At 57.1% G+C, this 22,022-nt stretch carries 19 protein-coding genes; 14 read left to right on the top strand and 5 right to left on the bottom strand.

Going from position 1 to position 22,022, the window contains the following annotated elements; genetic code table 11:
* The first annotated feature begins 12 nt into the window (after positions 1-12).
* The 12 genes from C5L12_RS17500 (at position 13) to C5L12_RS17555 (ending at position 11,306) form a co-directional block, all read left to right on the top strand.
* Entirely contained in the window at positions 13-774 is a 762-nt protein-coding gene (locus C5L12_RS17500; protein ID WP_105373414.1) for a transporter substrate-binding domain-containing protein, read from the top strand.
* 66 nt (positions 775-840) lie between these two features.
* On the top strand, positions 841-1,563 hold the full coding sequence (locus C5L12_RS17505; protein WP_105373336.1) for an ABC transporter permease: 723 nt from the start codon (positions 841-843) through the stop codon (positions 1,561-1,563).
* Between the two features lie 12 nt (positions 1,564-1,575).
* Positions 1,576-2,265, top strand: coding sequence for an ABC transporter permease (locus C5L12_RS17510; protein ID WP_105373337.1), 690 nt, complete (start codon positions 1,576-1,578; stop codon positions 2,263-2,265).
* A gap of 39 nt (positions 2,266-2,304) precedes the next feature.
* Positions 2,305-3,516, top strand: coding sequence for a trans-sulfuration enzyme family protein (locus C5L12_RS17515; protein ID WP_105373415.1), 1,212 nt, complete (start codon positions 2,305-2,307; stop codon positions 3,514-3,516).
* Positions 3,517-3,623: 107 nt separating this feature from the next.
* Positions 3,624-3,941: a DMT family transporter gene (locus C5L12_RS17520; RefSeq protein WP_105373416.1), complete on the top strand. Its 318-nt coding sequence runs from the start codon at positions 3,624-3,626 to the stop codon at positions 3,939-3,941.
* A gap of 91 nt (positions 3,942-4,032) precedes the next feature.
* Positions 4,033-4,944: an ArgP/LysG family DNA-binding transcriptional regulator gene (locus C5L12_RS17525; protein ID WP_105373338.1), complete on the top strand. Its 912-nt coding sequence runs from the start codon at positions 4,033-4,035 to the stop codon at positions 4,942-4,944.
* A 279-nt stretch (positions 4,945-5,223) separates the two neighbouring features.
* A complete protein-coding gene (locus tag C5L12_RS17530) occupies positions 5,224-6,285 on the top strand; it encodes a homoserine dehydrogenase (RefSeq protein ID WP_105373339.1) in 1,062 nt (353 codons plus the stop codon).
* Positions 6,285-7,700, top strand: coding sequence for an aldehyde dehydrogenase family protein (locus C5L12_RS17535; protein ID WP_105373417.1), 1,416 nt, complete (start codon positions 6,285-6,287; stop codon positions 7,698-7,700). Before C5L12_RS17530 ends, C5L12_RS17535 begins: the two co-directional genes overlap by 1 nt.
* A 45-nt stretch (positions 7,701-7,745) precedes the next feature.
* Positions 7,746-8,624 (top strand): 4-hydroxy-tetrahydrodipicolinate synthase, encoded by an 879-nt coding sequence (gene dapA, locus C5L12_RS17540; protein WP_105373340.1) that lies wholly within the window; start codon positions 7,746-7,748, stop codon positions 8,622-8,624.
* 11 nt (positions 8,625-8,635) lie between these two features.
* Positions 8,636-10,051, top strand: a complete 1,416-nt coding sequence (locus C5L12_RS17545; RefSeq protein WP_105373341.1) for an aspartate ammonia-lyase — start codon at positions 8,636-8,638, stop codon at positions 10,049-10,051.
* Between the two features lie 14 nt (positions 10,052-10,065).
* Positions 10,066-10,866, top strand: coding sequence for a phosphotransferase (locus C5L12_RS17550; protein WP_105373342.1), 801 nt, complete (start codon positions 10,066-10,068; stop codon positions 10,864-10,866).
* Positions 10,863-11,306: an Lrp/AsnC family transcriptional regulator gene (locus C5L12_RS17555; protein WP_105373343.1), complete on the top strand. Its 444-nt coding sequence runs from the start codon at positions 10,863-10,865 to the stop codon at positions 11,304-11,306. The genes C5L12_RS17550 and C5L12_RS17555 overlap by 4 nt, the downstream gene beginning before the upstream one ends.
* A 321-nt stretch (positions 11,307-11,627) precedes the next feature.
* On the opposite strand, the gene C5L12_RS17560 is transcribed toward C5L12_RS17555, so the two are convergent.
* The 4 genes from C5L12_RS17560 to C5L12_RS17575 all read right to left on the bottom strand — a co-directional run bounded on the left by C5L12_RS17560 (position 11,628) and on the right by C5L12_RS17575 (position 16,052).
* Positions 11,628-12,266, bottom strand: coding sequence for a glutathione S-transferase family protein (locus tag C5L12_RS17560; protein WP_105373344.1), 639 nt, complete (start codon positions 12,264-12,266; stop codon positions 11,628-11,630).
* Between the two features lie 99 nt (positions 12,267-12,365).
* Positions 12,366-13,829: an L-lactate permease gene (locus C5L12_RS17565; protein ID WP_105373345.1), complete on the bottom strand. Its 1,464-nt coding sequence runs from the start codon at positions 13,827-13,829 to the stop codon at positions 12,366-12,368.
* Positions 13,830-13,870: 41 nt separating this feature from the next.
* A complete protein-coding gene (locus tag C5L12_RS17570; RefSeq protein WP_105373346.1) occupies positions 13,871-14,770 on the bottom strand; it encodes a dihydrodipicolinate synthase family protein in 900 nt (299 codons plus the stop codon).
* Positions 14,771-14,819: 49 nt separating this feature from the next.
* Positions 14,820-16,052: a trans-sulfuration enzyme family protein gene (locus C5L12_RS17575; protein WP_105373347.1), complete on the bottom strand. Its 1,233-nt coding sequence runs from the start codon at positions 16,050-16,052 to the stop codon at positions 14,820-14,822.
* An 81-nt stretch (positions 16,053-16,133) separates the two neighbouring features.
* Here C5L12_RS17575 and pdxR point away from each other — a divergent pair, with 81 nt between their 5' ends.
* Positions 16,134-17,618 carry a MocR-like pyridoxine biosynthesis transcription factor PdxR gene (gene pdxR, locus C5L12_RS17580; RefSeq protein ID WP_105373348.1) on the top strand — a complete coding sequence of 495 codons (1,485 nt, stop codon included), beginning with the start codon at positions 16,134-16,136 and terminating at the stop codon, positions 17,616-17,618.
* A gap of 728 nt (positions 17,619-18,346) precedes the next feature.
* Positions 18,347-19,354: an AraC family transcriptional regulator gene (locus tag C5L12_RS17590; RefSeq protein ID WP_105373350.1), complete on the top strand. Its 1,008-nt coding sequence runs from the start codon at positions 18,347-18,349 to the stop codon at positions 19,352-19,354.
* 679 nt (positions 19,355-20,033) lie between these two features.
* On the opposite strand, the gene C5L12_RS17600 is transcribed toward C5L12_RS17590, so the two are convergent.
* Positions 20,034-21,995, bottom strand: coding sequence for a methyl-accepting chemotaxis protein (locus C5L12_RS17600; RefSeq protein ID WP_105373352.1), 1,962 nt, complete (start codon positions 21,993-21,995; stop codon positions 20,034-20,036).
* Positions 21,996-22,022 lie beyond the last annotated feature (27 nt).

Below are 22,022 nucleotides of genomic sequence, written 5' to 3' on the forward strand. Positions count from 1 at the left end.
AGGGGAATGCAAATGAAGCACCTAGGAAAAGCGCTTGCCATCACGTTGTTCATGATGGCGGCAGATGCGCATGCAGAAATCCGCTTTGGCATCGTCAACGAGGCCTACCCGCCTTACACGACCAAGGACGCCTCCGGTAAAGCGATTGGCTGGGAAATCGACCTCATGGACGCGGTATGTGAGGAACTCAATGAGAAATGCACGATCGTCGACGTTGCGTGGGATGGCCTCATTCCGGCACTGGAAAGCAAGAAGATCGACGTGATCTGGTCCTCCATGTCGATCACCGACGAACGCAAGAAGCGGATCGACTTCACCGACAAGTACTATTCGGCACTGGCCGGGATGATCGGCCCGAAGGACGGCGCCATGGGGGTCACGGCCAAGGAACTGAAGGACAAAACGGTGGGCATTGCCGTTTCGACGACCCAGTCGGCATATTTCAAGGAGCACTTTGCCGACGTCGCTAGCGAGAAAAGCTACGCGACAGTCGATGAGTCCTTTCAGGACCTCGCGTCCGGCCGCATCGATTATGTCTTTGCTGACACGGGCCCGCTCAAGGAGTTTCTAAAAACCGATCTGGGACAGGGATGCTGCGAGTACAAGGGCAATGTCGAACCGGATGACGCCATTCTTGGCGCAGGTGTGGGTGGCGGTGTGCGCAAGGGTGATGACGAGCTCCGTGAACGGCTGAACGCCGCCATAAAAGCGGTCAGAGCCAGCGGCGAATACGCCGAATTCAGCAAGAAGTTTTTCGACTACGACCCCTATTGAGACAGATGACGCTGCCGATTGCCGCGCAAGCCGCGGTGATCGGCACACCCGATTGGAAGACTTCCCATGAACACTCCACATTCAGCGCTGGACCTGTTGTCATTGACTCCACCCGGGTGGGGCGGCGTGTTGCTGGCTGGTGCGCTGGCAACCGTCCTGATCTCGGCTGGTGCGTATCTGGTCGGAATGATGATAGGCTTCTTCGGCGCCCTTGGAAAACTGAGTGGGATTCCCCCGCTGCGGTCCCTTCTGAATGCTTATACGACAATCGTTCGAGCCGTTCCTGAGCTCATTTTGATCGTTGCCTTGTACTATGCGGGAACCGACGGACTAAACCGCCTGCTTGCCTTGGCGGGCGTCGGACCTGTCGAGGTCAATGGCCTTGTCGCGGCTGTCGCGGTGCTCGGTTTCGTACAGGGGGCCTACATGACGGAGGTCCTGCGCGGCGCAATCCTGGCAATTCCGGTGGGACAGCTGGAGGCAGCCAAGGCGTTCGGCATGCGCCCGACGCTGCGCTTCCGCAGGATCGTGCTTCCGGGTCTCATTCCGAACGCGCTGCCGGGTTTTGCCAATCTCTGGATGTCGGTTATCAAGGATAGCGCATTGATTGCCGTCGTCGGCTATCAGGAGCTGGCGCTGGCCGCACGCGTCGCTGCGAGCAACACCAAGGAATACATGGTGTTTTTTCTCGCAGCTGCAGCCCTCTATCTCGTGATCACCATCGTCTCAAACATGCTCTTCTCTGCGCTCGAAGTCTCCTTCCGCCGCGGACAAAAGCCGGCTTCATAAGGGAGTTTGGACATGGATTTCAGCTGGATCTTTTCCTATCGAGACCTGCTCATACAAGGCGCGTTCCTCACCTGCTTGCTACTTGCGATTTCGGTGACCTGCGGCTTTGTGCTTGCGGTCTTCCTGGCGATCGCCCAGGTTGGCCGCAACCCGGGCGCGCGCTGGCTGTCAAAGGGCTACTGCACGTTCTTCCGTGGCACGCCGCTCTTGATCCAGCTTTGGCTCCTCTACTACGGCCTCGGCACCTATCTACCCTATGTGCCTGGGCTGAGAACCAGTTTCCTTTGGCCACTGCTGAGGGAGGGCCTTTTCTTCGCTGCCCTTGCGCTAACGCTGAATTTTGCAGCCTACCAAGGAGAAATCCTCAGAGGCGCGATGTTGGCGGTCCCAAGGGGCGAGCTTGAGGCGGCCCGCGCCGTCGGCATGTCGCAAGCCAAGATTCTTCGCCGTATCTGGCTTCCCCGCGCCATAAGGATCGGACTTCCTACCTTTGCCGGAGAGGTGGTCCTTCAGCTCAAAGCCACACCCATCGTCTTTTCCGTGACGGTGATGGACCTATACGGCGCCGCCTACAAGATCCGTCAGGATACGCTGCTCGTTTACGAGCCACTGCTTCTCGTCACCCTCTTCTATGTCGGCCTGACTTTTTTCATCACTCAGGCCTTCCAGAAACTTGAAAATGCTGTGCCGACGCGCCGATAGCGCCGGTCAAGACCCATGAACAAAACCAGAGGCCACGACATGTCCAGACCAAACAAACATGAGCTTTCAACGCTCTCCTTCGAAACGCTTTCGGTACACGGCGGCAACGAGATTGACCAGACGTCAGGTGCGATACGCACGCCGATCGTCATGGCGAATTCGTATCTTCTTCCCTACGACCCCTCGACCATGGACTGGTCCGACACCGAGGCGCCCTCCTACACCCGAAACTCCGGGCACAATCAGATCTGCCTGCAGCGCAAGCTGGCGGCCATGGAAGGCGGCGAGGACGCAGCCGTCTTCGCAACCGGTGTGGCAGCGCTTCATGCCGTGTTCTTCACCTTCCTAAAGAGCGGCGATCATGTCATCGTCGGCGACGTGACCTACGAAGCGGTCTGGCGGCTTTTTGCCGAACTCCTGCCGCAGCGCTACAAGATCGAGGCCACCTTCGTCGATATGGGCGACATGGATGCGGTGAGGGCGGCGGTGCGGCCCAACACCAAGCTGATCCATACCGAAACGATTGCCAACCCGACCACAAAAGTCGCCGACATCGCAACGCTCGTGTCCATCGCCAAGGAAGCCGGAGCTCTTCTGTCGGTGGATTCAACCTTTACCCCTCCTCCCTTCTTCCGGCCGCTGGCACTCGGCGCTGATCTCGTCATCCACTCCCTGACCAAGTATATCAATGGTCATGGTGACGCGATGGGCGGGGTGGTGATTGGGTCCAAGGATCTAGTCCATCATGTGAAGGCGGATGCCCTCGTTGATCTCGGCGGTACGATTTCACCGTTCAATGCCTGGCTCATCACCCGTGGGTCGGTCACCCTCCCCTTGCGCCTCAAGCAGCAGTTCGCCACCGCACAGACCGTTGCGGATTACCTTTCCGGCGACAATCGTGTTGCCTATGTCACCTATCCAGGACTTGAGAGCCACGACCAGCATCAGCTGGCAAAGGCGCAATTTGCAGGCAAGGGTTATGGTGGAGTGATGGCCTTCGCTGTCAACGGTGATCCGGACGCTCAGAACCGCTTCGTCGCCAATCTGAAGGTGATCACTTCGGCTGTTTCACTCGGTCATGATGAGACGCTGATTGTTCATGTCGGAGGAAGCGGTCGCGGCGGAGCCGAGCGCTATCCGCTAAACTTCCAGAAGTATGGCCATCTGCGTCTTTCCATCGGACTCGAGGACCCGCAGGACCTCATCGCCGATATCGAGCACGCACTTGATGAGACCTTCAACCGGTTCTGAAGATGCCAGTTCAGCCATTCGGTGTAGCGGGAAGGATCTCCTGAAGACGGTCTCGCTACATGAGCGTCGCTGCCGGTTCGATCCGGAATTCTCAAGGAACATATGACATGCATTGGATCATCCTGGCCATTGCAGGACTACTCGAGGTGGTCTGGGCCTTTTACATGAAAAAATCGGAAGGCTTCACGCTGCTTGTTCCGTCTGTGATCACTCTTGTCGCGATGATCGGAAGCGGGGTCCTGCTTTCGTTCTCGATGCGGGTTTTACCGCTTGGTACGGCCTATACCGTCTGGACTGGCATTGGAGCAATTGGGTCCTTCCTGCTCGGAATTCTGGTCTTGAACGAACCCGCAGCACCAATGCGCATATTGGCCGGCATGATGATCGTTGCGGGTCTTGTGATGATGAAGCTGTCGAGTGTCTGAGAGATGCAGCTCGGAGACGCAGCTTCGTGTCGAACGATGCCAAAGCAAAACGCGATCTCCTCTACGCCTAGAAGGCAGATTGGACCGAGACATGCTGGATTATCGCTCCGTTAGAGCCGTTATTGCAGTAATCAGGCTGGGCAGCTTCGAAAGCGCCGCTCGCGAACTTCGTGTCACACAATCGGCCGTCTCGCAGCGCGTTAAGCAGCTGGAGAAACGTCTCGGCACAGCCTTGATCGTCAGAGGCAACCCTTGTTCCGCAACGAAAGAAGGTGAGCAGCTTGTTCGCCATTTTCAGCGCGTCGAGATGCTCGAGCACGATCTGGCCGCAGAATTTCCGCGCCTCACCGATCCCTGCTCCGCGTCCGAACGTTCCAGGCTGAGGATCGGTGCAGATCCAGAATGGCAGGGAAGCTGGATAGTTCAGGCACTCTCGGGCTTCACGCAGGACGCACCATTTCTTGTCGATTTGGTTCTGGATGAGACTGTTCGTGTCGGTGACAGGCTGCGTGCCGGCGAACTTCTTGCTGCAGTTACGCGTGAAGAGGAATTCGTAGAGGGGTATTCCAGCTTTTCATTGGGAAGCCTGCCCGTCACAGCCGTGGCGACGCCGGCCTTCATGCAGCATCATTTTCCCCGCGGGCTGCCGTCAGCGGCAATCGCGAGCGCCCCGGGCCTTGCGACGGGACCGACAGACCGCTTACCGCACCAGTGGATTAAGAGAGCACTCGGCGCGGACGTGAAGGTCTCCCTACATCGGCTGCCCTCACGTCGGAGCATCTTCGATGCAGCCCTCGCCGGCATTGGATGGGGTGTCGTCCCGGTTCACCTTGCCACAGATCACCTCAGATCCGGTGCGCTAGTCGAGCTGCGCTCCGGGACAGGCTTTGCCTTGCCGTTGTTTTGGCAGGTTGATCCTGTGGCAGTGAAACAGTTGGAGAGGTTGACGGCAAGCGTCGTCCAGTTAGCGAAAAAGAACCTTGAACAAGATGGAAATACGTAGATGCCGCTGCTCGACCGGCAACGATCAGCGGCACTGCCTGGAAATACGGAACACGAGCGGACTAACATGTTCATGATCCCGATCATAGACCGACACCCAACGAGCCTCCGGATACGCCGAAGCGGGTGTCACGTCTCAGCCACGGCCCAGTGCCTTGCATACCCAATCTAAACCACTGCGGAATGAGCGAAATGCACTGTTGTTTGGTCTATCTGCTCCGTTCCGCCTGAGCGATCCGCAATTCAAATTCGTGAAAGACAAGTCACCAGGAGGATCGTCATGACAGTCTACAATATCGCTCTTATCGGATTTGGTGGGGTCAATCGGGCTCTTGCCGAGCTCATTGCGACCCGAAACCCGCAATGGCAGAGGGACCTGGGCTTCAGCCTGAACATCGTCGCCGTGAGCGACCTTTATCTCGGTTCGGTCATCTCGCCCAACGGCCTTGACGCGAAGACACTGATTGAAGCGAATTTCACCAAGGGTGGTTTCGGACAGCTGTCTGGCGGCAGCGCCGAAGCGGACAACGAGACAATCATCAAGACAGCACCTGCCGACATCATTGTCGAGGCGACCTTCACCAATCCCAAGGATGGCGAACCGGCCGTATCTCATTGCCGCTGGGCGCTTCAGACCGGCAAGCATGTCGTCACGACGAATAAGGGGCCGGTTGCTATCGCGGCCCAGGAACTCAAGGACCTTGCCAAGGTAAACGGCCTCCATTTCGAATACGAAGGCTCCGTCATGAGCGGCACTCCAGTCATTCGTATGGCTGAAAAGACGCTCGGCGGCGCTGAACTAAAGGGCTTCGAGGGCATCTTGAACGGCACGTCAAACTTCATCCTTGGCCGCATGGAAGGCGGTCTCGACTTTGCCTCCGCCGTCAAGGAAGCCCAAGAGCTCGGTTACGCCGAAGCCGACCCGACCGCTGACGTGGAAGGTTTTGACGTGCGGCTCAAAGTCGTCATCCTCGCAAATGAGCTGCTTGGTGCCAAGCTCAGACCTGAGGATGTTACCTGCAACGGTATCTCCAAACTTTCTCTCGCTGACATTGAAGAAGCAACCCAGGCGAAGAGCCGCTGGAAGCTTATTGGATCAGCGGTCCGCAATGCTGATGGAAGAGTATCCGGCAACGTCTCCCCAAAACAGCTTCCTCTCGAGCACCCATTGGCAGGCGTGAATGGCGCAACCAACGCTGTCTCGTTGAACACCGAGCTGCTCGGCTCCGTAACGATCACAGGTCCAGGGGCTGGACGGATTGAAACGGCCTACGCCCTGCTCTCCGACATTGTCGCCATCCACAATGCACAGGCCAACGACGGCAAGAAGGATGCCGCATGATGCATAGCGTTTCCCTCAACAATGCCCCCGCTGTCCAGCACATAACCGTTAGCAACCCGTTTGACGGCAGCATAGTCGGCACAGTCGTCACGACGAGCGCCGACGACATCGGCTACCTTCTTGAGCGCGCAAGGCGCGGTGCTCAGATCGCACGCCGCCTTCCCCGTTACCAACGCTCTGCAATCCTCGAAAAGGCCGCCTCTGCAGTTGAGAAGAACAAAGAGGAGTTCGCTCTTCTTATTGTTCGGGAAGCCGGCAAGACGATCACGCAGGCTCGCAAGGAAGCGACCCGCTGCATCAACACACTGAAGCTCTCGGCCGACGAAGCCAAGCGCAACGCCGGGGAAGTCATTCCCTTCGACTCCTATGCCGGATCGGAAACGCGTCAGGGGTGGTTTACCCGTGAACCGTTGGGCATTATTACGGCAATCACCCCCTACAACGACCCCCTGAACCTCGTCGCCCACAAGCTTGGGCCGGCAATCGCCGGCGGCAACGCAGTTCTTCTCAAGCCGTCGGAGCTGACCCCGTTGTCAGCGCTCAGACTGGCAGACGTCCTGGTTGAAAGCGGTCTTCCGGAGGAGATCGTCACCGTCGCGATCGGTGGCGCTGATCTTGGAAAAGCCCTCGTCACTGCTCGGGATGTTCGGATGATTTCGTTCACCGGCGGGTTTGTGACAGGCGAGGCGATCGCCAAGAATGCCGGCCTGAAGAAGCTGGCGATGGACCTTGGCGGCAACGCTCCAGTGATCGTGATGGAAAACTCGGATTTCGACGCGGCAGTCGAAGGCTGCGTCTCAGGCGCATATTGGGCAGCCGGCCAGAATTGCATCGGAACGCAGCGCATTCTGGTTCAGCGACCGATCTACGAACAATTCAGGACGGAGTTCGTTGCGAAGACCAAGAGGCTCAAAACTGGCAATCCGCTCGAAGCGGATACGGACGTGGGCCCGATGATCGCAGAGCGGGCAGTGACCCGGGCTGCAGCTATGGTTGATCGGGCGATCAGCGCAGGTGCTACTTTGCTGTGCGGCAACAAGCCCTCCGGCAATCTCTTCCCACCAACCGTGCTGGAGAACGTTCCTTCCGACTGCGATGTCTGGAAAGAAGAGGTTTTTGCTCCGATCGTCCTCCTCCAGCCGTTTGACAAGCTGAGCGATGCAATCGAGATGGCAAACAGTCCCGACTACAGCCTTCACGCGGGCATCTTCACGAACGACCTGGAAGCCGCTCTGGACGCGGCGAGCCGGATTGATGCCGGTGGCGTCATGATCAATGACTCCTCGGACTACCGTTTCGACGCAATGCCCTTCGGCGGCTTCAAATACGGCAGCATGGGACGCGAGGGGGTGCGTTTTGCATACGAAGACATGACGCAGCCCAAGGTCGTCTGCATCAATCGGTTGAAGACCTAATCACCACGCCAGACCGGTCCAGTCACCAGCATTCGGGAGTTTCACATGTTCAAAGGTTCCATTACCGCGCTCGTTACACCGTTCGCTGATGGCAAGGTCGATGAGGCTGCATTGTGTAGCCTCATCGAATGGCAGATTGGTGAGGGGTCTTCCGGCCTTGTTCCATGCGGGACAACCGGTGAGAGCCCAACCCTTAGCCATGCTGAGCATAAGCAAGTCATCGAATTAACGATCGATGTCGCCAAAGGACGGGTTCCGATCATTGCCGGGGCCGGTTCTAACAGCACCGAGGAAGCAATAGACTTCGTCCACCACGCCCAAAAGGCAGGTGCAGACGGGCTGCTGATTGTTTCTCCATACTACAACAAGCCGACCCAGGAAGGCATTTACCAGCACTTCAAGGCGATAGATGCTGAGGCAGACATCCCGATCATTGTCTACAATATTCCCGGCCGCAGCGTTATCGATATCCAGGTGGAAACGCTCGCGCGCATTTTCAAAGACTGCAAGAACGTCACTGGCGTGAAAGACGCAACTGGCAACATCCTTCGGCCGTCGTTGGAGCGCATGGCATGTGGGAAGGAGTTCAATCTCCTGTCAGGCGAGGATGGCACCGCACTGGGTTACATGGCACATGGTGGCCATGGCTGCATCTCGGTGACTGCAAATGTTGCCCCGCGCCTTTGCGCCGAGTTTCAGCATGCCTGCCTGAGTGGAGATTTCAGTCTCGCACTCACTTTGCAGGATCAGTTGATGCCGCTTCATCGCGCCCTTTTCCTCGAAACCAATCCCGCAGGTCCGAAGTATGCCTTGTCGCGTCTTGGGATCATCCGTGGTGACCTGCGCCTTCCGCTCGTGGACGTTAGCCCGCCAGTGAAGCAGGCGATCGACGACGCTATGCGTCACGCCGGAATTGATGTGTAGAAAGACGAGAAATGATCACTGAACGCATTGAAGCTGATTTGATTGGCTCCCTGCAGATCCCTGCCAATGTCCTCTACGGCGTCCATACGCGACGCGCCGAACTCAATTTCGATGTCTCTGGGCTCTGCCTCCGCGACTTCCCGGAACTTATCCAGTCCATGGCCATGATCAAAAAGGCCGCGGTCATGGCAAACTATGAGCTTGGTCTTCTCTCGCAGGAAAAGACCAACGCAATTTCAGAAGCTTGCGACCACCTCATCGAGCTCAAGGATGTAGATGGCAACTTCCCCGTCGACATGATGCAGGGTGGCGCTGGCACATCCACGAACATGAACGTCAATGAGGTGATAAGCAACCTGGCGCTCAGTAAGCTGGGGGCCAAGGCAGGCGAATACAGCAAGCTTCATCCAAATGACGATGTAAACCTCTCGCAGTCGACCAACGACGTGTACCCGACGGCCCTGCGCCTCACCATTCTGCGCGCATGTGACGGCTTGGTGAGTGCACAGATCAGCCTCAGGGACGCGTTCCGCGCGAAGGCAAGAGAGTATGCCGCGGCACTTAAGGTTGGACGCACACAGCTGCAGGACGCTGTGCCAATGACTGTCGGCCAGGAGTTCGAAGCCTTTGCCGAACTCATCGACGAAGACATCAGGCAACTCCAGACCGTATCCAAGCTGCTCAAGGAAGTGAACCTCGGGGGATCTGCGATAGGGACGTCGATCAATGTGCCGCCCGGCTTTGCCGCTACAGCCTGCCGTCACTTGATAGAGATTTCAGGCTTCCAGCTCATTCCAGCTCGAAATCTGATCGAGGCAACCTCTGACACGGGGGGCTTTGTCTCCTTCTCGGGCGTCCTCAAGCGCATGGCGGTGAAGCTGACGAAAATCAGCAACGACCTGAGGCTCTTGAGCAGCGGGCCTCGTGGCGGATTTGGCGAGATCCGGCTGCCCGCCGTGCAGGCGGGCTCGTCGATCATGCCCGGAAAGGTCAACCCCGTAATTCCGGAGATGATCAATCAGATCAGCTTCCAGGTCATCGGGAATGATCTTACCGTCACTCTCGCTGCCAGTGCAGGTCAGCTCCAGTTAAACGCGATGGAGCCGGTGATCGTTCTCAATATTCTCCAATCGATGCGAATGCTGACCCGCGGAATGGACATTTTCAAGCATCGCTGCGTCGATGGCATTGAGGTGGACACAGCGCGCTGCGAGGCAGTTCTTGACCAGACACTCGTGCTGGCAACTCCGCTCGCAAAGATGATCGGCTACAGCAATGCAGCCGTCCTTTCGAAGAAGGCTCTGGCTGACAATCGAAAATTGCGAGAGGTCGTTGAGGAGGCAGGCGTCCTTACAGCGCAGCAAATTGAGACATTGTTCGCGGGGACGGCGGAGTTTACACGCCTGCCAACGCGCTCGTCAGCTTGATGGGATAGCAAAAAGTGGCGGTATTTACTGAATTGTCCGATGAGGATCGCGTATCAATCACGACAGCCTACGGGATGATGTCGTTGTCGTCGGTAATCGGCATTGCCGATGGCGATACAGAAACCACATACCTCTTTCGCACAAAAGAAGAGGAATACATCGTTACGCTGTTTGAAAACGGTGCGGAACCACTTGATCTCGAGAGAGCGTTCGTCACGATGGAGACGCTTCATCGCAATGGCGTGCCCTGCCCCAGGCCCATACGCACCGTTGACGGCAGCGCGACATTCCATGTGGCTGAACGTCTGGTGGCGGTCGTCACATTCGTCCCAGGATCATCTACCTCCAACGCGACAGATGCGAAATGCGTGAGCTTGGGCCGTGTCATGGCTCAAATCCATACTGTCCTTGAGCGCAAAGTTAAGAGGGTGGCGACAGAACTTCCCACGGGCGCTGTCCACGGTGCACTGGTTCACGACAATGTCTTCTACATTGATGACAGAGTCAGCGGCGTAATCAACTTCCGCCTGCGCCACGATGATGTTCTGGTGTCGGAAGTGGCTGACGCTTTGGTTTCATGGACAGGTCTTGCCACCGGAAAATTGGACAAATCCCGGGCAGGCGCGCTTCTCCGTGGCTATCAAGAGGTGCGCCAACTCTCGGAAGCCGAGATGCAAGCGCTTCCAGCTTTTGTGATGGCATCCGTTTCTCGCCGTTTTGCCGGCAAGAACGGGAAAACTGGCGTGCCGGAGATCGCTTTGGCGGCATACGAAACTGCTCGCAATATTCTGAACGACAGCTATCCAACATCATGAAGTACCTGATCGATCGGATAGATGAACAGATACTCTCCGAGTTGAAGGCGAATGCGCGCGTCTCGCACGCGGAACTGTCAGCGAAAGTGAACCTGTCGCGAAACGCGGTACGTGTTCGGATCGAAAGGCTAGAGCGCGAGGGCTTCATAAAGGGATACACCATCGTCACTGGCGATGGTGGCGGTGACCAACATGTCACCACAGCCTTGATGTTCGTATATCGCCAGGACCGGATGAGAGGCGGTGATGTCATTCAGGCGCTTCGCAAAATTCCCGAAGTTGTGGCATGCGATGTCATGACGGGCGACTTCGATCTGCTAGTACGCGTCGAATCTCCCGAAGCCGATCGTATCCGCCGCATCTGGCAACAGGTTTCGGAAATGCCGGGGGTACGGGACACACTGACCGCGTTCGCGCTTTCTTCAGTCATAAGAAAATGACGCTATCCAGGCAATGAACCCCGGTCTGCCGCCAACCACAACAGCGCCGCCTGCTAGTCACACAAGTGCAGCGGGCCACCCGCCGACCCTTTTGCGTATGAAGTGACCCGCCGGCATCTGGACTTCAATGCTGTTCGCATGAGCAGACCACGCCTGACGCGCTCGGACAATTTCTGCCTTGAGCACGCACAAAGCCCGCGAACAACAGTCGGCATGTGGATCACAATGGGCCTGTATCGGCGGGTCGAGATCAGGCCCGCCGAGGTGGCTTAGGCCCAAATGCTTGCAGAGCTCGAATGAAAACGAGCTCTGCCTTCGCCTTCAAAGTATCGATAGTGAAGTGGGCCCTGGCATCAGATCATATGGATGCCGCCAACCTGCCAGGTTTCGGATTCTGTCCTTCCACTTTGCGATGTTGGGAAACTCGCTCTCGGGCATGCCCGTCTCCTCCGGCATGTAGACGTAGCCGGCCAGAGACAGATCCGCGATTGTCGGGCGTTCAGACACAAGGAACGGCGTTTGCCGCAGGTGGTCGTCGACAATGCGATACGCGGCGGTCGCTCGCTCTCGCAGGAACTGCGTCAACTCGGTTTCTCCAGTCTGCTTGATCCCATAAAGATAGCGCAGAGTGGCGAAATAGCTTGTGAATTTATGGTTGTCGAACAACATCCATCGCCAGATCGCGTGCTTCTCCGAAGCATTGGCAGGACCAAATTTTCCCGTGGTTTCAGCCAAGTAGTCCAGGATAAGTGCCGACTGACTGAGTTTTGCGCCTTTGTGTTCCAGAACTGGAACTTCTCCCAGTTCGTTCACCTCCTGTCGCCATTGCTCTTGATGCGTTTGACCACCGAAGTAGTCCACGAGCACCGGTTCCCAGTCTTGGCCTGCAAGCGCAAGAAACAACGCAACCTTGTATGAGTTTCCCGACATCGCAAAGCAATGCAGCCTGAATTCCGACATGCGCAGTCTCCAATCATTAGAGTTTCATCTTGGTTCGTCCCCATTGTTTGCGGCCGACGACTCTATTGTCTGGAGCGCAGAGGCAACAGGGGTCTGGCACTAGACCACTTCCAATGTGATCAACAGGGAGCCTGTGAGCAGCACGATCACGATCACCACCGCGAACGGCATCATTGCGCGGTAAACCGCCCGTTCCCGTCCAGCGCAGCCGGCAAGACTGCATACTATCGACATTCGCACCGGAGAAATTAGGTTTAGCGCAAGAGCCGCAGTGTGCTGCAGGGCGATAACCGCCGCGACATTCAGGCCGGCCTCCGTCGCGAGGCTGACCTGAGAACCCATGAAGAGGCCGTTTGCGGCATTGCCGCTGTTTGCGAGAGCGCCGAATGCAGCGGATATGAGCGTGAGGCATGCCAGCGCGCCTGTGCCGATCGCGGCATGCATGCCCTCTGCGAGGGCCGAAGCGATCCCCGAGCTGGACAAGATCTCCGCCATCATAGAAAAAATGATGATGGCGAGAACCGAAAGTCGACCGGTCTTCCAAGCTTCCCGAGCCTGCAGTTTTAGGCTCGAAACGTGACCATAGAAGAGCGCGCACAACAAGGCTCCGAAGGTGAGCCAAGTGCCGGCGTGAAAGAGCGGCGACCAGCCCGGCGCGCCGACAAAAGGCTCGAGCCGCCCTGTTTGCTGCAGGAACTGGCTCAAAGGCAAGACGAGCCGACTGGCCAAAAGCCATCCTATGAGAAGCGCAAAGGGGGTCATCCTTTCCATTGCTTCAAGCATTCGCTCCTTGTCGGGGCGCTCATCGGCAACATAACGTAGAACGATGACGGGCCCGTAGGCACAGAGCATGGCCACCTCTGGTCCGAGGGCGTGCGTCGCTGCAATCAGCAGCAGAATGCTTCCTCCTAGCCATAGAACCTCGCTGAGATGCTCGCGGATCGGCGCCCCGACACCTGCTTTCTCAGCCATCCTCCAGAACATTGGCAACCAGAGCACATTCAAGGCCAACTGAAAGAAACTCGCATTGACAGCGAGGGCGGTAGGGTCGCTGTGCGAAAAGGCACCAGCGACGATCGCACCGTTGCCCATGCCGCCCCACAGAATCATTGTCTGACTGATCAGGCTGAACGCCATCAGAGGGACAGGTTGCAGGTCCAGCTTGCGCAGCAACAGCATCGTTCCCACGATCCCGACACCGAAGCCGGTCGCGGATTCGGAAAACGGACCGATGAGGAAGCAGGCAGAAAACAGCAACCGCCGCCTGCCCTGCCTGTTGCGCTGCAGGCCTTCCACGGGCATCGCGGCATCTCCAGGCCGAATTGCCATTTGCCAGAACAGCAGCCCACCCAGGATGTAGGGCACAACAATCCAGCCGATCCAGGCTCCGCGCAGTAGTGCAAAGGCGCCATCAAACAGCTGAAACCGCTCCGGCGCAGCGGTCAACGCGACGACCACGGCAACCAGCAATCCGATGATTGCGGCACCAAGCGTGGAGGCACGACCGCTAGCGAGCAGTGCGATGACGATGAGCGCGGGCAATGCCCATACGAAATAAAGCACTGCCCTCTGGATCCTCCACCAGTGCCAGACGTTGCTTTGCCTCAGGCCAGGTCGTGCTCAAACACGGCGAGGCACTGAGCAACCCTCTCCTTCGCGGCCGGAGGCAGGGGGAGTATAGGACGAGGCGGTTCGGCCTGGCAGACGCCGAGCAGATCTGCCATGGTGTAGACCGTCCGAAGGCTTGAGAACTGTTTGAACAGTTCCCAGATCGGCGCAAGGCCTGCATCGATCCGGCGTGCCTCGCCGGCATCACCGTTCTGTGCTGCCCTGACGATGCGCAGGCAGACATCGGGAAGGATGCCGGCGAGCACGCTATACCAGGTATCGGCACCGCAGATCATGGCTTCGGCAGCATTCCAATCCCCGCTATAGCCGATCGAGAAGCCCCTAGGTGCCGTCGATCTCTGGTGCGCCAGATGCCTCGCGATCTCCTCGGATTTTTCCGTGGGATTCTTGATCGCAACAATGCCAGACACATGAGCCAATCGTTCTACCAGATCGGCTGTGAAACGGAAATGAGTGGTCCCCGGATTATCGTAGATCACGATGGGTAGGCCGCTCTCGCGAGCGACGGTTGAGAAGTGCTCGAAGACCTCATTCTCCGTCAGCGGTGCATAGGAAACTGCAGCAAGGAGGCCAGCCGCGGCACCTGCGGCTTTCGCGTCCTGCGCCAGCCTGACCGCCTCGTCTGTCCGCATGGCCCCGACGCCCACCACGACCGGTGTGTTCCCGCGGACCTCCTTGATCGCTGCTTCCACAGCCCGCCGCCGCTCCTCACGGGACAGGTACATATAGGTTCCGGTGCTGCCAAGAAGGCCAATCGAATCGACGCCCGCGGTGCAGAGGCGCGCTACCAGTCTTTTGAGCGCGGCAATGTCGACATTGCCGTTTTGGTCAGCCGGCGTGATGGGAAATGCGGAAAGCCCGCTGAGGATAGCCATTGGAAACTCCGATTTCGACGTCTATGTATTCAAAGCTTCTCTGGAAATGTCAGAAGGCGAGAAGCGCCTGCTGCAGGTCGCCAATCAGATCGCTCACATCTTCCAGGCCGACGGACAGACGGATAAGGTCGTCTCCGACACCCCTTACCATGTGGGCGTCCTTCCTTATTGATTGCCGGGCTCTCGTAATGCTGGCCGGATGATAAATTAGCGTGTCAGTGTCACCGAGGCTGACCGCGCGCGTCATCAGTTTCAAGCGGTCCAACATCGTCCTTGCGCCGTCGAAACCGGCATGAAGTCCAAAGGCAAGCATGCCGGATCCTTGCGCCATTTGTTTGCGCGCGGTCGCCTGATCAGGATGCGATTCCAGGAATGGGTAACTGACCCAGGACACAGCCGGATGCGCTTCGAGCATTCGGGCGATCGCCAGAGCCGAAGCGCTATGCCGATCCATACGAAGCGATAAGGTTTTCAGGCCGCGCATGATTAGGAAGGCCGAGTGTGGGGCCAAGGTCGCGCCTGTAATGTAGCGGAGCCCCGTTTCATGCAAGCGGTGGAGCGTTTCAGCGTCGCCGAGCAGCGCTCCACCCAACGTGTCTCCGTGCCCGTTGATGTATTTTGTCAGCGAGTGAAGAACGATATCCGCCCCATGCTCGATAGGCCGCTGGAGCGCTGGAGAAGCAAAGGTGCTGTCCACCGCGACCTTCACGCCGCGCGCGTGAGCGCGCCCCGCGATCGCTGCGATGTCGAGAATGCTGCTCATCGGATTCACAGGTGTTTCGAAATAAACGAGCTTGGTTTTTTCGGTTATCGTACCGTCGAGGTTGGACGGATCAGACAAATCGACGGGAATGACCTTGATTCCGAAGCGAGGCAGGCCGTGCTCCACCATCGCAACAGTGTTGGAATAGAGCGTTTTGTGGACCACGAGTTCGTCGCCCTGCGATAGCAATGACAGTATCAGAGTGCCGAAAGCAGCCATCCCGGTCGATACAACCAGGCCCGCCTCGGCCCCTTCCAAATTCGCAAGCCTCTGCTCGAGAATCTCTGTGGTCGGGTTATATTCTCGCGCATAAAGCCGGCCGCCAAGTGCTGCGGCGGCATCATTGGCCTCGACGCTCTCAAATCCGTAGGTTGAGGTCAGGAACACCGGCGGCTGGACAGCTCTCTTGAAGGCCACTGGGTCAAACGCGTGATGAATGGCGCGCGTGTCAAATCCGAAGCTTGCCGTATGAGAATAGTCAGCGCGTGCCTGACCCTTGTCCTGTTCGCTGCCCGTCATAGCTCGATCATATCCTCTTTGCTTTAGTTCAGACTGGCATCATACTGGCCGGCAACAAATATCCAGTTCGGCAGAAAAAAGATGGTCCAGTCGGAAAAGCAGGTGGAAGCGGGGCATGCCCCAAAGATGGGTGCTCGCAGAATCTACGAGGCGCTCAAAAATCAGATCCTCAACGGCGTGTATTCAGCAGGGAGCCAGCTGCCGTCCTCACGGAGCCTGGCAATTGAACTGCATGTGTCACGGACAACGGTTACAGTCGCCTATGAACAGCTTGCCGCTGAAGGCTTCGTGGAATTGCGTCAGGGTGCTCGTCCGCGAGTGACGGCCTTGCAGCTGGGACAGCGCCTTCGAGAAACCAACGCGTCGCGGGAGGCATGTGGGCCGCTCTCGGCTTACGGAGAAAGGCTTCGCGCGCTTCCACCGTGGCTCGATTACCTGCCCAACACTCTGGCGGTCGATTTTCGGTACGGCGACCTTGCCCCATCCGATTTTCCGGCGCTGGCATGGAAGCGTGCTGTCAATTCTGTGATTACTCAAAGACCGGGGCGACTGGCCTATGAGGACCCGCGGGGTTCCCGGCGGCTGCGGCAAGCCCTTCAGGGTTACCTTTGGCGGGCAAGGACGCTACAATGCGATCTTGAGCAGATCATTGTCGTCAATGGTTCTCAGCAGGGGTTGGATCTCTGTGCTCGGCTCCTCCTGGATGAAGACAGCGCATTCGTGATGGAGAACCCCGGTTATCGGATGGCTCGGCAGATATTCTCTAGTACCGGTGCCTGCACCATAGACGTGGACGTCGACGCTGACGGCCTACAAACGGCAGAGTTGGCAAATGTCAATGCTCGGATGGCCTATGTTACACCATCCCACCAATTCCCCTTAGGCGGCGTAATGCCGATTAGTCGGCGCCATCAGCTTGTCAATTGGGCTCTGGATCGTGATGCCTATGTGGTTGAGGACGACTACGACAGCGAATACCGGTATGACATCAGCCCTGTTCCGCCCCTTCAGAGCTTGGGGGACGGGCGAAACGTCATTTATCTGGGCACCATTTCCAAGACGCTGTCACCGATGATGCGTATCGGCTACCTGGTGGTGCCAAAGCACTTGCAGGATGTGTTCGCAACCTCAAAACAGTTGACCGATCGGCACACTTCTATGACCGAGCAAGAAGCGCTTGCTTCCCTAATAGAATGCGGCGCTTATGAGAGCCATGTGCGTCGTGCCCGGCGGCTGAATCGTGAGCGCCGGGAGATGTTATTGAACGCTCTTCAGGCGACATTCGGTAGGCGAATTACCGTCGAAGGCGCTGATGCAGGCTTGCATGTCGTCGTTTGGTTCAACGAGCTATCCGCATCGGCTGAGGCCGTCCTGATGAAGGCTGCCTACGAGCTTGGTGTTGGCATTTATGGCATTTCGTCGCTCTATGCCCCGCTAGACACTAGCCGTTCAGAGAGACAGCCACTAGGGCTGGTGATGGGCTACTCGGCATTGTCGCCGAAGCATATTCAGAAGGGGGTGCAGCTTTTAGCAGAAGCCTTCTCAGCAGTCACAGATCCTGGCTGAGTGCATACGTAGATGCAGAACCCGCCCCCTACTCAGAATAAGCGTGAGTTCCTGCAGCTCCTCGTCAACTGGCACATTGATATCTAGAAAAACTGGCTCTTACTGAAGGGCCACTTTTCCCTCATCTGATATCTGTCGCGACTGGTGCAACGTGGGATGAGGCTATGGCGGAGCATGCGTCACAAAACATCTATTGATGATCAACGGAGCTTGCATGCTTCCGCCGGTCTTTATGTGCGGTGGCGGAAGGAAATCAAACGGGGGAAGTCGTGTACCTTCTCTTCGGACGATTTCGCGGCATTGTTCGACTGTGGATACGGCTTGCCGTGGCGGGACGAAAATCGATGCACAACAGATTGCACAACCTTTGCGGTATCGCGGGCCTGTAACGACTTCGGATCGGACGAGGTCTGCAGCGATTCACGCTGCGAGGCTCACAAGTGGCTGTTCGGCAGACGCTGTCGTTCGCATTGCTGCGTCAGCGATAGACGCCGGGTTTGGGCTGTGCACGTGGAAGTCAAAAGCACGAATGCACCGTTTGTGCCGCAAGTTTTGGATGTAGACAGGCCGGGTCACATTGTTACGGAGGCCCTCTCTTTGGTTGGCTTCCCGGGGGGCGCCTATATGGCCGCGGTCGAAAAGGTGGGTTTGCTCACCCGCAAAGAGCACCACATCGAGCACCGAAAAATCTGGCATCAGCGTGTTCCAGCGGTAAGGGGTCAGTTCGCATGTTAAACGATCATGCATCAGCTCATACCGCGCCGCACAGCGGCTCGACATTTGAGACCATGGTCGCGACTCTATCGAACGAATACGGTGCACTTGATGCCTTGCCCGACCGGGCATCACGCAGCTTCTATTGGAAAGCAGACTGCTGGACGGTCGGGACTGTGTCCCTGTTTTCAGGTGAGTTCGAGAATGGGTGGAGGCTGAGTGGATGCGCCGAGGCGGCTCAGTGGTTATCCATCATTTGGCCAAAGGTTGGCGTGACTGAACTGGACGTAGGAAATCAAGCAATCCGCGGTAAGCCAGGCGACGTGTTGCTAGCCCACAATCGTCAAGTAAAGAGCTTCAACATGCTCGGCTCAGGGCATCGATATGAGGCACTACGTTTGGATTGGACAGCAATCGCTCGAGCAGTCCCTGCAATTTTCGAGACCCCTCTTGTTGATCCACTCCAACTTGAAACCAAACTCGACCTGTCCAATCAATCCGGTCAGATGCTAGTCAGCGTCGCTAAAGCCATGGCAGGCGGGATGCGCCACAATGGTCCATTACTTCGGTCTCCACTCGCAGTGACGAACCTTAGCAGTGCAATGGCCGATATTGTCCTGCGAACGGTTCCTCATCGGCTGTCACACCTATTGGAGAAGAAGGTCCATCTCGTTACACCAGCACATGTTCGTCACGCCATTGATTTCATGCATGCCAAAATAGGAAGTCCCTTGACAATCTTCATCGTTGCGGACGCTGTCGGAGTTTCTGTCCGGACGCTCGAGAATGCATTTCGAGTTTTCAAAGACACGACTCCAGCAACCTATCTTCGTACGATACGTCTCAAAGCGGCACGAAGGGATCTGCTTGACCCATTGAATACTCAGTCGGTCAAGGACATCTGTCTAAAATGGGGCTTCTTCCATTTCGGACGTTTTTCTGCCGTCTATCGCGCCTCCTATGGCGAAAGCCCGAAGGAAACCCGGGTCCGAGTCCGTAAATTTGACCCCGAGAATTTGTAAGGTACAATTTTCAGCAAATCGGTTCGATAACCTCACTTCCGAATGGGTAACACGTTGGTCCGCGATGCTGGCCTTGAACGGCACTGAACTGATGGGCAGTTCAGGATTGTCTGTTGTCTGATGGGGCTGCACCCCTGTCTTGGCAAAGTGCGTCGTCGACGTTAAGAGCTCGTCTAGCGAAGGTCCATTATGCAGCGATTAATCTCGGCCGCCAAGACGCGGCCGCGTTTCAACAACCTCACGCTTCCCACCTCACGTGCAATTAGATAATCCCACCATTCAGCCTGCCGAGCAATCGTTCTATCGGGAGAAGCCGCAGACGCCAGGCGTCTGCGGCAAGTGCAGCGGTCCATCAGGAGTATTGCCACTTATAGCGACGCTATGCTGAGTGGGTCAGCCTACGAGGAGAATGAGCCAGGTTTTCGTCCTGCCCGGAAGGCACAGTGATCAAACAAACCCATCTTTTTCTGGGCATCGATCGTCGTGTTTTCGGTCTTGGGTTAAGTACAAGAGAGGTGCGCCCTTGTGAGCTCATCTTGGATCTCCGAGAGCTTGGCAAACACGTCTTTAACTTGGTCGCGGACGCTCTCCATAGTCTCGATTTTCAGTCGCGTGTCGGCATCGATCGATTTCGAACGGTTCCCAGGATTGGTGACAGTGAAGACGATAACATTGCTCATTAAAAATCCTCCCATTGCTGAGCGGCAGAGACCGCCGCGCCTCTAGCACCGCCGAACGCTGATGAAATTTTCCGGATCATAGAGACGGGAACCGAAGGTCGCGGCTTGGAACCAAGGCTTGCAAGTTGGATCGGCTGTGCATCCGCACCATCGAAACGGAACTTTCCAAGCTGTGCCGACAGCGCCGCTGCTTCTGAAGCCAGCTTCTGTCCTGCAGCAGAAGTTTCCTCGACCATTGCAGCGTTCTGCTGAGTAAACTGGTCCATCGCGTTGACGGCGTTGTTGATCTCCTTCAGGGCTGTTGACTGCTCCCTCGCCGCCTCAACGATTGCATCAACGTGTTGATTGATTTCCTGCACTTCCAAAACGATTTCCGTCAACGCGTCGCCCGTCTCGTCGACGAGCGCCACACCGGAGCGGACCTGCTCCGCAGATGCATGGATCAACTGCTTGATCTCCTTGGCGGCTCTCGCTGAGCGTTGCGCCAGTTCCCGGACCTCCTGGGCTACAACGGCAAACCCTTTGCCGGCCTCTCCCGCACGGGCTGCTTCAACACCGGCATTAAGTGCCAGCAGATTGGTCTGGAACGCGATTTCGTCGATCACACTGATAATGTTGTTGATTTCGCTAGACGAGCTCTCGATCTGCCCCATGGCGTGGATTGCGCGCTTGACAACGTCGCCGGACCGCTCGGCATTCTCCCGCGTCTTGGCGACAACGGTACGAGCTTCTTCAGCCCGCGCAGTCGAACCGTTGACCGTCGCTGTGATCTGATCGAGTGCGGATGCGGTTTCTTCAAGCGATGCCGCCTGTTGCTCGGTGCGGCGCGCCAGGTCGTTGGCTGCCGTGCTGATTTCTGCGGCACCAGCGTCGATCAAGAACGCATTGCCTCCAACCGCCTTCAAGGTCGATTGTAGCTTGTCGGCGGAATTGTTGAAGTTCAGACGCAGAGTGTCCAAGGCAGGGCCGAATGCTCGAGTAAGGCGGAAAGCGAGATTGCCTTCGGCCATAGCTTCCAGCGCCTGAGCGAGTTGCGCGACCGCGTTGTTGGTTTCCACCGCCACCGCCTCGCGGTCCCTGGCAGATTTTTCAAGCTGTTCGCGCTCCGCCGCTGCACGGTTGGCATCACTTTCAGCCCGGCGTGCAGCCTGCTCGCTTAGCGTATCGCGGACGGCGCCGATGGCGCGTGCAAGATCACCAATTTCGTCACGGCGAGTGTCGAGGCCAGCATCAGCTTCATTGCTTTCCCCGCCTGCCATACGGTGGAGTGCCGACTGCAGCTTGGCGATGGGCTTCGTAATTGAACGACCTGTCAAAAGAGCCGAGGCGATCGCCAAAAGAATGGCGCCAGCGAGCGAACCGAATGCCAATGTCTGGAAACCACTGGCGGATTGACGGACTTCGCCACCAAGCTTCTGGTTCAGTGCCTCCTGGTAGTCGATGAATTTGTTGATTGCGCCCAACCAAGCTACGAACAGGGGCCGCGCCTGTTCAAGCAGAATGGTCTTTGCCTGCGCTTCATTGCCCCTCTTCTGCAGATCGATGATTTGAGCAACAAGCGGATTAGTCTTGGCCTGAATGTCGGCGATTTCAGCAAGTATGCTCGTTTCCGTGGCCGAGGCGCCCGCGTGAGAGGCGATCATATCCGCCATCTTTTTCTCGTTAACAGCGTAAGCGTCGGCCAGTTTCGCAATCAGATCCACGGCGGCCTGCAGTTCCGCAGGTGTTTCGACCAGCGTGACGTCCCGGATTGCAATGGCCCGATCGTGAACGCTGCCGCGGTAGTTAATGGCGAAGCGCTGCTTGACGCTGTTAACGTCGTTGATCTGGCCAAGACCATCGTTAATCGCGTTGACCTGCCTGACTGAGTATTGCGTCAGCGCCAGCATCAAGAGCAGAAGAAAACCGAAACCCATCCCCAGGCGGGTTCCGATTCCGAAGGATCTAAAATTTGGTTTCATGTAGATGTTCCTGAAGAGAGGTGAGCG

Source organism: Neorhizobium huautlense (assembly GCF_002968575.1).
Classification (GTDB): domain Bacteria; phylum Pseudomonadota; class Alphaproteobacteria; order Rhizobiales; family Rhizobiaceae; genus Neorhizobium; species Neorhizobium huautlense.